The organism is Actinopolymorpha sp. NPDC004070, assembly GCF_040610475.1.
Classification (GTDB): domain Bacteria; phylum Actinomycetota; class Actinomycetes; order Propionibacteriales; family Actinopolymorphaceae; genus Actinopolymorpha.
Window position 1 is genome coordinate 273,107 of the sequence record NZ_JBEXMJ010000008.1, and the last position, 13,293, is coordinate 286,399.

The window sequence follows — 13,293 nt, forward strand, 5'->3', positions numbered from 1 at the left end:
GCGGGCCCCCGCATCCCGCCTGGCCGCGTTGTCGTCGGCACGCGACCCGGCGGAATTGTGAAGCGTTGCAGGTCGACCCCAGTAGGTCTTCACACAAAACGGGTGAAGCCGGTCCGCTCACGGCCGAACCGGGACCCGGCGCCTGGCGCATAGGACGGCCCGCGGTCGGCAGGATTCAGCGTGGCCCCGCCACCTGGGTGAACCGTCGGGTCAGTTGGTGACGCGGTAGGCGTCGAACACGCCGTCCACGCTGCGCACCGCGCGCAGCACGTGGCCCAGATGCTTCGGGTCGCCCATCTCGAAGGTGAACCTGCTCTTGGCCACCCGGTCGCGGGTCGTGGTCACCGACGCCGACAGGATGTTGACGTGCTGGTCGGACAGGATCCGGGTGATGTCGCTGAGCAGCCGGGCGCGGTCCAGCGCCTCCACCTGGACCGCCACGAGGAACAGGCTCTGCGCCGTGGGCGCCCACTCGACCTCGACCATGCGTTCGGGCTGGGCGGTGAGGTGACCGATGTTGACACAGTCGCCGCGGTGCACCGAGACGCCCGCGCCACGGGTGACGAACCCGACGATCGCGTCGCCCGGCACCGGCGTACAGCATTTGGCCAGTTTCACCCAGACGTCGGTGACGCCCTTCACGACCACGCCGGAGTCACCGCGGGGCAACCGCTCCTTGCGCCCGGTGTCCGGGGAGATGATGACCGCCTCGGAGACGTCCTCGGCCTCCTCGCCGGCACCGCCGACCGACTCGACCAGCCGGCGGACCACCGACTGCGCGGTGATCGTGCCCTCCCCCACCGCGGCGTACAGCGCCGACACGTCGGAGTACTTCAGGTCACGAGCGATCGAGGCCAGCGACTCGTGGGTGAGCATCCGCTGCAGCGGCAGGCCCTCCTTGCGGACCATCCGGGCCAGCTGCTCCTTGCCCTGGTCGATGGCCTCCTCGCGGCGCTCCTTGGTGAACCAGTGCCGGATCTTGTTGCGGGCACGGGGGCTGCGGACGAAGCTCAGCCAGTCGCGGCTCGGCGCCGCACCCTCCGCCTTGGAGGTGAACACCTCCACCAGGTCGCCGTTCTCCAGCTGGCTCTCCAGCGGAACCAGCCGGCCGTTGACCCGGGCACCGATGCAGCGGTGCCCGACCTCGGTATGGATGGCGTACGCGAAGTCGACCGGCGTGGAGCCCGTGGGCAGAGCGATCACGTCGCCGCGCGGGGTGAAGACGTAGACCTGGTCGGAGTTGATCTCGAAGCGCAGCGAGTCCAGGAACTCGCCGGGGTCCTCGGTCTCGCGCTGCCAGTCCAGCAACTGCCGGAGCCAGGCCATGTCGTTGGGGCCGCCGCTGTCGGTGTCCGAGGCGGCGGTGGGGTCTTCCTTGTACTTCCAGTGGGCCGCGACGCCGTACTCGGCCCGCCGGTGCATGGCGAATGTCCGCAGCTGCATCTCGACCGGCTTGCCCTCCGGCCCCATCACCGAGGTGTGCAGCGACTGGTACATGTTGAACTTCGGCATCGCGATGTAGTCCTTGAACCGCCCGGGCACGGGGTTCCATCGCGCGTGGATGACGCCGAGAGCGGCGTAACAGTCGCGTACGGAGTCGGTGAGGACACGGATGCCGACCAGGTCGTAGATGTCGCCGAACTCCCGGCCGCGCACGATCATCTTCTGGTAGATCGAGTAGTAGTGCTTGGGCCGGCCGGTGACCGTCGCCTTGATCTTCGCCTCGCGCAGGTCCGACTGGACCCGGTCGATGACCTTCGCCAGGTATTCGTCGCGCGAGGGTGCCCGCTCGGCAACCAGCCGGACGATCTCGTCGTACAGCTTGGGATGGAGGGTGGCGAACGCGAGATCCTCGATCTCCCACTTCAGCGTGTTCATGCCGAGCCGGTGGGCCAGCGAGGCGTAGATCTCCAGCGTCTCCCGCGCGGTGCGTTCCTGCGATGCCTGCTTGACGTATCGCAGCGTCCGCATGTTGTGCAGCCGGTCGGCTAGCTTGATCACCAGCACCCGGATGTCCTTGGCCATCGCGATGACCATCTTGCGGATGGTCTCGGCCTGGGCGCTCTCGCCGTACTTGACCTTGTCGAGTTTGGTCACACCGTCGACCAGCAGCGCGATCTCGTCGCCGAAGTCGTTGCGGAGCTCGGTGAGGGTGTACGGCGTGTCCTCCACCGTGTCGTGCAGCAGCGCCGCGCACAGGGTGGGCGGCGTCATACCTAGCTCGGCGAGGATGGTGGCCACCGCGACGGGGTGGGTGATGAACGGGTCGCCGCTCTTGCGGGTCTGGCCCCGGTGGTAACGCTCGGCGGTGTGGTACGCGCGCTCGATGAGTGCCAGGTCGGCCTTGGGGTGGGTGCTGCGAACGATCCGGAACAGCGGCTCCAGGACGGGGTTGCCCTGCGGCGCTCGGCCCAGCCGGGCCAGGCGCTGGCGCATCCGCCGCGACGAGGCGGAGAACGGGCCGATCGCCGCCTGTCCGCCGGAGGAGGCGGAGGCGCGCCGGCCGCTCGACGGAGCGGTCTCGGCGGCGCCGCTCGAGCCGTTGGAGCCGTTCGTCTCCTGGGTCGACTCGTCCGGTCGGGTGTCCGAGCTCGGAGCGGTTGCCTCCAGGGCCGCCGCGCGACTCCTGGACACGCTCACCGAGCGGTGCGGCGCCGGAGACACCTCACGGCGCGCCGGCGCGGATGGAGCGGACTCGTCGGCCACGGCGGTCTCCTTGGGGGCGGCAAGAAACCAGTTTACGGGCACCGGGGCGGGTTGGCGTCAACCCTGTCCGAGCCCGTCCGACGTCGACCCACCCGTCCCCGTCGTACCACCCTGCCCGGGATTGTCACACGATCGTTGCCCATGAGCGGGCTGTCCGGCAGATCCGGTTTGGGCCGCTCCTCCAGTGTCCACCCCAGGGCTGTTCGCCGCCAGGCAGGGCGGCTTCGTGCCGTCACACCGGCAGCAGCGAGTGAACGGTGAGGTCGCCGGTCCTGGTGCGCGGTGCGAGGAAGGTGAGCTCGAGCAACACCGAGATCCCGGCCACAAGGGCTCCGGCGTCGCGGACGAGGGCGTTCGTCGCCTCGACGGTGCCGCCGGTGGCGAGTACGTCGTCGACGATGAGTACCCGGTCTCCCGGGGCGAAGGCGTCCTGCTGCACCTCCAGGGTCTCCTCGCCGTACTCGAGGGCGTAGGAGCGGGCGTGCGTCGGGCCGGGCAGCTTGCCCGCCTTGCGGACCGGAACGAACCCCGCCCCCAGTGCCAGCGCCACCGGCGCGGCGAGGATGAAGCCCCGGGCCTCGATCCCGACCACCTTGTCCACGTGGGGTGTGGCGTCCCGCCAGGGGGCGCCGAGGGCCTCGACGGTGTGGGCGAACGCCTCCGGCTCGGCCAGCAGCGGCGTGATGTCCTTGAAGACGACACCGGGCTTGGGATAGTCCGGGACGTCCCGGACCAGGTCCGCGACCAGGCGGTCCACCGACCGGACCTCGCTCATCGGCCGTGCCCCTTCGGACGCCGGGACGACCTCGGCTTGCGCTGCGGCTGGGTACGCCCGGCCGACCTGCTGGTCGACTGCGGCCTCCCCGCCGGAGGACGGCCCTGCGCACGCGAGGTTGCCGAAATCGACTGCCGGGTGCCGTTGGTGCCCTGGCCCTCGTCGGTGGTGGCGGTCTCGTCGCCCTCGGCGGTGCCGGTCGTGCCCGACGTGCCGGTCGTGCCCGACGCCGCGGCCGAGCCGGCAGAACCGGCGCCCACGCTCTTGGCGGCGGCACCCGCTCGGCGCTGTTGCACCCGCCGGGCGAGCGCCCGCATCGCCGGCTCGCGTTCCTTCAGGTCGCACAGCAGCGGGGTGGCGATGAAGATCGAGGAGTACGTACCGACCGCGATACCGATGAACAGCGCCAGGGACAGGTCCTTCAACGTCCCCGCGCCGAGCAGACCGGCGCCGACGAACAGGATGCCCGCCACCGGCAGGAGCGCGATGATCGAGGTGTTGATCGACCGGACCAGCGTCTGGTTGACGGCCAGGTTGGCCGCCTCGCTGTAGGTCCACCGACTGCCCGAGGAGATCGACCGGGTGTTCTCGCGCACCTTGTCGAACACGACCACCGTGTCGTACAGCGAGTAGCCCAGGATGGTGAGCACGCCGATGATCGTGGCCGGGGTGACGTCGAAACCGACCAGGGCGTAGATGCCGACGGTGATCGCGACGTCGTGCAGCAAGGCGACCAGCCCCGACACCGACATCCGCCATTCGCGGAAGTAGAGCCAGATCACCCCCATCACCAGGACGAGGAACACCCCGAGGCTGAGCAGTGCCTTGTCGGTGATCTGCGCACCCCAGGTCGGCCCGATGCTGGAGTAGTCGATCTGCCCCTCGCCGACCTTGAGCTGCTTGGCGATCGCGGTGCGGGCCTTGGCGATCTGGTCGGTGCTCAACGGCGGGGTCTCGACTCGGACCTGGTTGCTGCCGATCGAGGTGACGAGCGGCTCCCCGCTGCCGAGGACACCGGTGTCGACGACAGCGGACCGGACGCCCGGAATGGCGTCCTGAGCCGTACCCGACGACACCGGCGCCTGGAAGTCGACGCCGCCGCGGAACTCGATGGAGAAGTTCAGGCCGCGCACCAGGACGGCAACCACGGCGATCAGCAGGACGATCGCGGAGATGAGGTACCACAGCTTCCGCCGGCCGACGAAGTTCAGTGAGACCTCGCCGGTGTAGAGCTTGTGCCCGACGGCACCCAGGCGCGACATGTCAGGCCCCCTTCGGCGCCGAGGCGCGGGTTGCGGTGCGCGGCGCCAGGCGTTCGCGCGGCACCCCGAGCCGGGACGGATCGAGTCCGGAGAAGCGGTGTCCCTCACCGAAGAAGCGCGTGCGGGCCAGCAGCGTGACCAGCGGCTTGGTGAAGAAGAACACGATGATGATGTCGATCAGCGTGGTCAGCCCGAGCGCGTACGCGAAGCCGCGGACGTTGCCCACCGACAGCGCGTACAGCACCACCGCCGCCAGCAGCGACACAGAGTCCGCGGCGAGGATCGTGCGCCGGGCACGCACCCAGCCGGTCTCCACCGCGGTACGCAGACTTCGGCCGTCGCGCACTTCGTCGCGCAGGCGTTCGAAGTAGACGACGAAGGAGTCCGCGGTGATGCCGATGGCGACGATCAGGCCGGCGATCCCGGCCAGGGTGAGGGTGAAGCCCGCCGACTTTCCGAGCAGCGTCACCGACACGTAGACCAGGGCGCCGGCCGCTGCCAGGGACAGCACGACCACCAGGCCGAGGCCGCGGTAGTAGAAGAACGAGTAGAGCACCACCAGCGCGAGGCCGATCGCCCCGGCGACCAGGCCGCCGGTGAGCTGGTCGCTTCCCAGGGTGGGAGACACCGCCGAGACCTGGCTGGTCTCGAAGCTCAGCGGCAGGGCGCCGTACTTCAGCGTGTTGGCGAGGTCGGTCGCCTCCTGCTGGGAGAAGTTGCCGGTGATGCTCGCCTGTCCGTCGGTGATCGGCCCCTGGATGACGGGGTAGGAGACGACCTTGCCGTCGAGCACGATCGCGAACTGGCTCAGCGGCTGCTGGAGTTGGTACATCTGCGTGCTCGCCTGCGCGAACTTGCTCTTGCCCTGGCCCTTCAGCCGAAGGCCGACCTGCCACGCGAGCTGGTTCTGCGGCAACTGGGCGCTGGCGTCGGCGATCTCGGAGCCGAGAACGATCGCCGGCCCGAGGACGAACTTCGTGCCGCCATCGCGGTCACAGGTGAACAACACCTGCTTGGAGTTGTCCTTGCCGGGCGCGTAGTCGGCGCACTTGAACTTCTGCAGCTCGGCCAGCTGCTGTGGTGAGGCGCCGGTGGTGGAGACCCGGACCTTGCCGTTGTCGACCGTCGGCGTCGTGGCATCGGGGGCCGGCGTGGTCGCCTTCGGGCTCGGAGTGGCCGTCTTGGGGGTCGGCGTGGGAGTGGGCTTCGCCGCGTCCCGCCGGAACGCCTGGGGCACCGCACGGCCCGGATCACGCGGCTTGGGGCTCGCGGTCGCCTTCTTCGAGGGCGTGACCGACGGCTTCACCGACGGGGACGCCGTCGGCTTCGGGGTGGCCTTCGACGTGGCCGGCGACTTCGACGGCGTGGGCTTGGCCTGCGGAGGAGTCGACACCGGCACCGCGGCCAGCACCTGGCGGAACCGCAGCTCCGCGGTGCTGCCGACCAGCCGGACGATCTGGTCCTGGCCCACGCCCGGCACCTCGACCACGATGTGGTCGCTGCCCTGGGTGGTCACCTCGGCCTCGGCGATGGCGCCCACGCGGTTGCGGATGATTTCGACCGCTTCGGCGAGCTTCTCCGGGGTGACCGGACCCTGACCCGCGGACGGCCGCGCGGTCAGCGTGATGGAGGTGCCCCCGCGTAGGTCGAGGCCGAGCCGTGGTGTCCACGCACCGAGCGTGGCCATCAGCCCGACACCGACCAGCAGCGCCACCAGGAGCACCGCGAGAGAACGCCAGGGATGCGGTCTCTTCGTCGCCACGTCGTCTACTCACTCTCCCCGTGAAGCGGGTCTCATGCCGTGGGGTCCTCGGGGCGGTCGCTCGGCGGCGTGGTTCCTTCGCCGACCTGCGGCTGCGAGGGCTGGCCCGGCTGGTCGATGATGCGGACGATGGCCTGGCGTACGTGCCGGGCGTACACACCCGGTGCGATCTCGAGCACGACCGCGTCGTCCTCCACGGCGTGCACGGTGGCCAGCAGGCCCGCTCCGGTCATCACCTGCTGACCGGGCTGGAGCTTGCTCTGCATGTCCGTCGTCTCACGCTGGCGGCGTCGTTGCGGACGAATCGCCACGACCCAGAACAACACCAACAGAAGGATCGGGAGCAGCAGCGTCCAGTAGTTGGCGCCGCCGCCGGTGGCCGCCTGGCTGAGAAGCATGGAGGTCGTTTCCTTCCCCGACGTCGCGAACGCCGGTTTGGTCGTCTGGCCACGGCCATGTCACGCACGGCCACCGGCGGAGTCTAGCGACGCTGTCCGGCGCCGGGGTGTGCGACCTGTCCGTGGCGGGCGAGCCTTTCCGTCAGGCCGCGGGATGACCGGCGAGACGATCACCACCACGACCTTGGTGTCGACCTTGGTGTCGGCCTTGCCGTCGGCCCGTCGCGCGATGGGCCGGCGCCGCGCCGCTCACGGCACGTCGAACAGGCTGGGCGACTGCCCGAACGCCGCGTCGGCCGGAGGTGCCAGCCCGAGCTGCCGCCAGGCCGCCGGTGTCGCCACCCGGCCCCGTGGAGTGCGGGCGAGGTAGCCCCGCCGGACCAGGAACGGCTCGGCCACCTCCTCCACTGTCTCGCGTTCCTCGCCGACGGCGACGGCGAGGGTGGACACTCCCACCGGGCCGCCGCCGAACCGGCGGCACAGCGCGTCGAGCACGGCGCGGTCCAGCCGGTCCAGGCCCTCCTCGTCCACCTCGTACAGGTCGAGCGCGGCCCGCGCCGTATTCGTGCGTACGACACCGTCGGCACGCACCTGTGCGTAGTCGCGGACCCGGCGCAACAGCCGGTTGGCGATCCGCGGCGTGCCGCGGGACCGGCTGGCCACCTCCCGGGCGGCGTCGTCGGTGATGGGTACGTCGAGCAGGTGCGCGGACCGGCGGACGATCTCGTCCAGCTCGTCGACCTCGTAGTACTCCAGGTGGCCGGTGAAGCCGAAGCGGTCCCGCAGCGGACCCGGCAGCAGCCCGGCGCGCGTGGTCGCGCCCACCAACGTGAACGGCGGGATCTCCAGCGGGATGGCGGTGGCGCCGGGGCCCTTGCCGACCACGACGTCGACCCGGAAGTCCTCCATCGCCATGTAGAGCATCTCCTCGGCGGGGCGGCTCATCCGGTGGATCTCGTCGAGGAAGAGCACCTCGCCCTCGGCCAGGGAGGACAGGATGGCGGCGAGGTCACCGGCGTGCTGGATGGCGGGGCCGCTGGTCACCCGCAGCGGCGCGGACAGCTCGGCGGCGATGATCATCGCCAGGGTCGTCTTGCCCAGCCCGGGCGGGCCGGCGAGCAGCACGTGGTCCGGTGGCCGGCCGCGGCTGCGGGCCGCCTCCAGCACCAGCCCGAGCTGGTCGCGGACGCGGCCCTGGCCGATCAGCTCCGCCAGGGTGCGGGGCCGCAGCGCCGCCTCGACGGTGCTCTCGTCGGCGGCCGCCTCCGCGGCGACCAGGGAACGGCCGACGGAGTGGTCGCCGCCCTCGTCGACGTGGGACGTCATGCGGACAACTCCTCGCGGATGGTCGGATCACGGTCAGCGGTGGCCGGTGGTGCCGGGTGGGTCTCGCCGGGAAGTCTTCGTCAGGCCTTGGAGAGCGTACGGAGGGCGGCTCGCAACAACGCGGCCACGTCGGGCGTGCCGGCGGCGCCGGCGGTGGACCCGGCGGCGTTCGCGCCGTTCCCGCCGTTCCCACCGGCCGTCTCCTCCGCCATCGGGGCCACGGCGTCCAGCGCTGACTCCGCCTCCCGGGCGGACCAGCCCAGGCCGAGCAGCGCGCCGCGTACCTGGTCGCGCCAGGCTGCGCCCGGCGCCACCCCGGCGACCGGAAGCGCGGCACCGGTGGCGGCCGAGGCGCCGACCGGCGCACCGAGCCGGTCCTTCAGCTCCAGCACGATCCGCTGGGCGCCCTTGCGGCCGATGCCCGGAACCTTGGTGAGCGCGGCGAGGTCCTCGGTGGCGACCGCGCGGCGAAGCTCGTCCGGACGGTGAACGGCCAGCATCGCCTGTGCCAGCCTCGGTCCTACGCCGCTCGCGGTCTGCAGCAGTTCGAAGACCGCGCGTTCGTCGTCGTCGGCGAAGCCGTACAGGGTCAGGGAGTCCTCCCGGACGACCAGGCTGGTCGGCAGCTTCGCGGTCGCCCCCACCCGGAGCTCGGCGAGGGTGGCCGGGGCGGCCCGGACCTCCATGCCGACCCCGCCGACCTCGACGACGGCGGCGTCGAGCCCGACGGAGGCGATGGTTCCACGGACGAATGCGATCACGTGCTGCTCCTCGGTGGGTCGGGGGCGCGGCGTGGAGTCTGCCACCTGGCCGCCCCGGTCGTCGCTGTGGTCGTACTGGTGGCCCTGATCGCCTTGGTCGTGGGCCTGGTCGCCCCAGTCGTCGCTCCGGTGGCGGCCCGCGCGGCCTGCACCTTCGCGGCCTGGGCCCTGGCGGCCTGGGTCTGTGCGGCCTGCAGCTTCACCGCCCGCGCCTTCGCGGCCTCGATGCGAGCCGCCGCGGGCCCGCGCCACAGGTGGCAGATGGCCAGCGCCAGCGCGTCCGCGGCGTCTGCCGGACGGGGCTTGCTGGCCAGGGCGAGGATCCGGGTGACCATGTTCGTCACCTGCTCCTTGCCGGCGCGGCCGCTGCCGGTGACCGCGGCCTTGACCTCGCTGGGCGTGTGCAGGCCGACCGGAATGCCGCGCCGGGCCGCCGCGGCCAGCACGACACCGCTCACCTGGGCGGTGCCCATCACGGTGCGGACGTTGTGCTGGCTGAACACGCGTTCCAGTGCGACCGCGTCGGGCCGGTGCTCGTCCAGCCAGTCACCGATCGCCCGGTCGACGGCGAGCAGGCGGGCGCCGAGATCCTCGTCGGGTCCGGTGCGCACGACGTCGACGGCGACCAGCGCCAGCTGACGGGGATGCCCGCCCTGGACCAGCCCGAGCCCGCAGCGGGTCAGGCCGGGGTCGACTCCGAGCACCCGCACCGGCTGTCGTACCTCCCGCCTCGTTCACCGAACACCTGTTCGGAGCCTAGCGGTGGTTGATCAGCGGAAGGCGAGCGACGCGCCGGTGCGAAGCGAAGTCGCGCGTACGCCGGACCGTAGCCGCGGCCCGCGGTCAGCCGGGCCAGTCCGGTCGCGGGAACGGGTTGTGCTCCAGCGGCCACCAGGCCACGGGCTCGGCGCTCGCCACCGCGAGCAGGAACAACGTCAGCACGGCGAGCACCACCCCGGTCGCGACCAGGACGCCCCGGCGCCGGCCGACGACCCGGCGCAGGATCCGCCGCGAACCCTCCTGCAGGCCCTCGCCGCGGATGCCCCACCAGGTCAGCGCGGCCACGACCAGTCCGGTGACCCCGCAGGCCAGGTCCCAGCGCGGGCGGATGGCGCCGACGTAGAAGAACAGGACGAGCACCGCCACCAGGAACCCCGCGCCGATGAGCGCCGCGGCGACCGTGAGGACGGTGACCGCGGCCGATCGGACGACGTGCCAGGGCAGCACGGCCACGACAGCGAACGGGTCCGACCGCCGCCGGCCGCGCTGGTGGCGACGGCGCTCGACGAACCCGGCCGAACCCTGCACGGTCCAGGCGACCAGTGACCAGCCGACCAGCAGTGCCAGCGCGCCGAACGGTGCCACGGCCGCGACCGAACCGACGGTGAGGAAGCCCAGCCCGGTCAGCACGCGGTACGACGACCGCGGCAGGCCCGAGTGCGAGGCTCGTGCGGCGGCTTCGGCACCACCCTCGGCGTCGCGCCCCGGCCCATCGGGATACTGCTCGTCGGCGTACTGCTCGTCCGCGTAGGTCCGGTCGGCGTTGGTCTGATCGTGCCCGTCGGGCCTGTCGTCGTCCTGGTCGTCGCCGGGGACGGCCGGGTAGACGGCGGTTCCGCCGGGCGAGCCGCCGGCGTACCGGTCGTCTCGGCCGTACGTGTCGTCGGCATACGTTCCCACTGGTACGCCGGTGCCGAGGCGCACGGTCTCCGGGTGGCTGGGGTCGTCGGGTTCGTACGCCCCCGCCGGGTCGTACGCGTCGGCATACTCGTCGTCGGGATACGGCGCGGGCGGCTCCTCCCCCGTCTCAAGCCAGCGCAGCAGCTGTGCCGACGTCGGGCGCTCGGCGGGGTTCTTCGCGAAGCACCGGAGGAGCACCGGCTCCAGCCACTCCGGGCAGCCGGCGAGGTCGGGGTCCTCGTGCAGGACGCGGTAGGCGACCGCCTCCAGCGGCCCGCGCCCGAACGGCGGGCGGCCGGTGGCGGCGTAGGCCACCGTGGCCGCCCAGGCGTGCACGTCGGCGGCGCCGGAGACGTCGGTGCCGGTGAGGATCTCCGGCGCGACGTAGCCCGGTGTGCCGTACACCAGGCCGGGCGTCGTCATCCGGGTGTCGTCGGCGATCTGGGCGATGCCGAAGTCGATCACCACGGCGATCCCGTCGGCCAGCAGCACGTTGCCCGGCTTCAGGTCGCGGTGCACCACTCCGGCGCCGTGAATCGAGCACAGCGCGTCGGCCAGGTCACCGGCCAGGTCGGCGAGCTCCGCCCCGGCCAGCGGGCCGTCGGCATCGACCACCTCGTACAGCGCCGGGCCGTCCACGAAGTCGGTGACGAGGTACGGCGTGGCCGCCGCGACGTCGGCGTCGAGCACCTGGGCGACGTGCCTGCCGCGCACCCGGGCGAGCACCCGGGCCTCGCGCGCGAACCGGGCCCGTGACTCCGCGTCACCGGCGATGTGGGGGCGCAGGAGCTTGACCGCCACCACCCGGCCCCGCGGATCGGTGGCCCGGTGGACCACACCCATGCCGCCCTCGCCGACCCGCTCGTGAAGCACGTAGCCGCCGAGTCGGGCCGACTCGACTGTGGTGGCTTCGTCGGCGAGGTCACGTCGCACGCCAACACGTTAACCGCCACCGTCGGCAGATGTCGGGCCCAAGGGCGGGACGTCCACCCTGACGAAACCCTGAGGTCGGTACCCCGGGATGGCGTCAAATCGCCCGAAAACATGCGGTCGTACGACAAACCGCCGCCCGCACCCGGCTCACGGGTGGGGCGGCGGCGAAGCCTTCCGAAAGGCCGCGCTCGAGGCTGCTAGCCGACCTTCTCCATGATCTCGTCGGAGACGTCGAAGTTGGCGTAGACGTTCTGCACGTCGTCGCAGTCCTCCAGTGCCTCGACCAGCTTGAAGATCTTCGGCGCGGTCTCCTCGTCCAGCGGCACGGTGACGCTGGGCACGAAGCTCGCCTCGGCTGACTCGTAGTCGATCCCGGCGTCCTGCAGCGCGGTGCGTACGGCCACCAGATCAGTCGGCTCGGAGATCACCTCGAACGCCTCGCCGAGGTTGTTGACCTCCTCCGCGCCGGCGTCGAGCACCGCGCCGAGTACGTCGTCCTCGCCGAGCTCGCGCCCCTCCTGCTCGCGGGGGACGACCACGACGCCACGCCGGCTGAACATGTAGGAGACGCTGCCCGCGTCGGCCATCGTCCCGCCGTTGCGGGTGGTGGCGGTGCGCACGTCACCGGCGGCGCGGTTGCGGTTGTCGGTGAGGCACTCGATCAGGATCGCGACCCCGGCGGGGCCGTAGCCCTCGTACATGATCGTCTGGTAGTCGGCGCCGCCGGCCTCCAGGCCCGCCCCGCGTTTGACCGCGCGGTCGATGTTGTCGTTGGGGACCGAGGACTTCTTCGCCTTCTGGATGGCGTCGTAGAGCGTCGGGTTGCCGGCCGGGTCTCCCCCGCCGACCCGCGCGGCGACCTCGATGTTCTTGATCAGCTTCGCGAAGAGCTTGCCGCGCCTGGCGTCGACGACGGCCTTCTTGTGCTTGGTGGTCGCCCACTTGGAGTGGCCGGACATGGCGGGCTACGCCTCCTTCACGAGTTCGACGAAGTAGCGGTGGATGCGCGCGTCACCGGCAAGCTCGGGATGGAAGGCTGTGGCGAGCAGGCGACCCTGGCGGACCGCGACGATCCTACCGGCGGCCGGCCCGGAGGCGACGCGGGCGAGCACCTCGGCGCCGGCGCCCACCGACTCCACCCAGGGTGCTCTTATGAACACCGCGTGGTAGGGCTCGGGCTGCGGGCTGGGGTCGATGGCGTTCAGCGGCACGTCGGCCTCGAACGAGTCGACCTGACGGCCGAACGCGTTGCGGCGTACGGTCACGTCGATCCCGCCGACCGTCTGCTGACCCTCGATGCCGTCCTGGATCCGGTCGGCGAGCATGATCATGCCCGCGCAGGTGCCGAACGCCGGCATGCCACCGGCCACCCGCTTGCGCAGCGGCTCGAGCAGATCGAACGCCGTTGCCAGCTTGAACATCGTGGTCGACTCACCACCTGGCACGACCAGGGCGTCGACGGCGAGGAGCTCCTCGGGCCGGCGGACGTTGACCGGCTTCGCGCCGGACTCCGCCAGCATCCGGTGGTGTTCGCGGATGTCGCCCTGCAGGGCGAGAATGCCGATGGTGGGTTCGCTCACTGGGTTCCTTGCGCACGTCGGGGCACAGTCGGGGTTGCGTTCCAGGGCACACTTGCGGGCAAAGTCCCAGTCTACGAGGGCGGCCCAACCTCACCGGGGCGTACCAGCTC

10 protein-coding genes and 1 pseudogene are annotated in these 13,293 nt (G+C 71.5%); all 11 read right to left on the minus strand.

The window, feature by feature from the left end:
• Positions 1 to 210: 210 nt before the first annotated feature.
• On the minus strand, positions 211 to 2,436 hold the full coding sequence (locus tag ABZV93_RS16870; RefSeq protein WP_354936556.1) for a bifunctional (p)ppGpp synthetase/guanosine-3',5'-bis(diphosphate) 3'-pyrophosphohydrolase: 2,226 nt from the start codon (positions 2,434 to 2,436) through the stop codon (positions 211 to 213).
• Positions 2,437 to 2,938: 502 nt separating this feature from the next.
• Complete coding sequence (locus ABZV93_RS16875; protein ID WP_354936386.1) at positions 2,939 to 3,481, minus strand: adenine phosphoribosyltransferase; 543 nt, start codon at positions 3,479 to 3,481, stop codon at positions 2,939 to 2,941.
• On the minus strand, positions 3,478 to 4,743 hold the full coding sequence (gene secF, locus ABZV93_RS16880) for a protein translocase subunit SecF (protein ID WP_354936389.1): 1,266 nt from the start codon (positions 4,741 to 4,743) through the stop codon (positions 3,478 to 3,480). Before secF ends, ABZV93_RS16875 begins: the two co-directional genes overlap by 4 nt.
• 1 nt (position 4,744) lies before the next feature.
• Complete coding sequence (gene secD / locus ABZV93_RS16885) at positions 4,745 to 6,505, minus strand: protein translocase subunit SecD (RefSeq protein ID WP_354936392.1); 1,761 nt, start codon at positions 6,503 to 6,505, stop codon at positions 4,745 to 4,747.
• 32 nt (positions 6,506 to 6,537) lie between these two features.
• Positions 6,538 to 6,903: a preprotein translocase subunit YajC gene (gene yajC / locus ABZV93_RS16890; protein WP_354936395.1), complete on the minus strand. Its 366-nt coding sequence runs from the start codon at positions 6,901 to 6,903 to the stop codon at positions 6,538 to 6,540.
• A gap of 249 nt (positions 6,904 to 7,152) precedes the next feature.
• Positions 7,153 to 8,229: a Holliday junction branch migration DNA helicase RuvB gene (ruvB, locus tag ABZV93_RS16895; RefSeq protein WP_354936398.1), complete on the minus strand. Its 1,077-nt coding sequence runs from the start codon at positions 8,227 to 8,229 to the stop codon at positions 7,153 to 7,155.
• A gap of 80 nt (positions 8,230 to 8,309) precedes the next feature.
• The gene (gene ruvA / locus ABZV93_RS16900; protein ID WP_354936401.1) at positions 8,310 to 8,990 is read right to left on the minus strand and encodes a Holliday junction branch migration protein RuvA; all 681 of its coding nucleotides are present in this window, start codon (positions 8,988 to 8,990) and stop codon (positions 8,310 to 8,312) included.
• A gap of 209 nt (positions 8,991 to 9,199) precedes the next feature.
• A pseudogene (gene ruvC / locus ABZV93_RS16905) lies at positions 9,200 to 9,700 on the minus strand (crossover junction endodeoxyribonuclease RuvC); the annotation flags it as partial.
• 133 nt (positions 9,701 to 9,833) lie between these two features.
• Positions 9,834 to 11,603 (minus strand): serine/threonine-protein kinase, encoded by a 1,770-nt coding sequence (locus tag ABZV93_RS16910; RefSeq protein WP_354936404.1) that lies wholly within the window; start codon positions 11,601 to 11,603, stop codon positions 9,834 to 9,836.
• 197 nt (positions 11,604 to 11,800) lie between these two features.
• Positions 11,801 to 12,562 carry a YebC/PmpR family DNA-binding transcriptional regulator gene (locus ABZV93_RS16915; protein ID WP_354936407.1) on the minus strand — a complete coding sequence of 254 codons (762 nt, stop codon included), beginning with the start codon at positions 12,560 to 12,562 and terminating at the stop codon, positions 11,801 to 11,803.
• A 6-nt stretch (positions 12,563 to 12,568) separates the two neighbouring features.
• Entirely contained in the window at positions 12,569 to 13,183 is a 615-nt protein-coding gene (gene pdxT / locus ABZV93_RS16920; RefSeq protein ID WP_354936410.1) for a pyridoxal 5'-phosphate synthase glutaminase subunit PdxT, read from the minus strand.
• Between the last annotated feature and the right edge of the window lie 110 nt (positions 13,184 to 13,293).

Excerpts from the sequence above, each read along its gene's own strand:
- ABZV93_RS16870 (WP_354936556.1), bottom strand. The coding sequence starts at position 2,436 with ATGCGCCAGCGCCTGGCCCGGCTGGGCCGAGCGCCGCAGGGCAACCCC.
- secF (WP_354936389.1), bottom strand. The coding sequence starts at position 4,743 with ATGTCGCGCCTGGGTGCCGTCGGGCACAAGCTCTACACCGGCGAGGTC.
- yajC (WP_354936395.1), bottom strand. The coding sequence starts at position 6,903 with ATGCTTCTCAGCCAGGCGGCCACCGGCGGCGGCGCCAACTACTGGACG.
- ruvB (WP_354936398.1), bottom strand. The coding sequence starts at position 8,229 with ATGACGTCCCACGTCGACGAGGGCGGCGACCACTCCGTCGGCCGTTCC.
- ABZV93_RS16875 (WP_354936386.1), bottom strand. The coding sequence starts at position 3,481 with ATGAGCGAGGTCCGGTCGGTGGACCGCCTGGTCGCGGACCTGGTCCGG.
- ABZV93_RS16915 (WP_354936407.1), bottom strand. The coding sequence starts at position 12,562 with ATGTCCGGCCACTCCAAGTGGGCGACCACCAAGCACAAGAAGGCCGTC.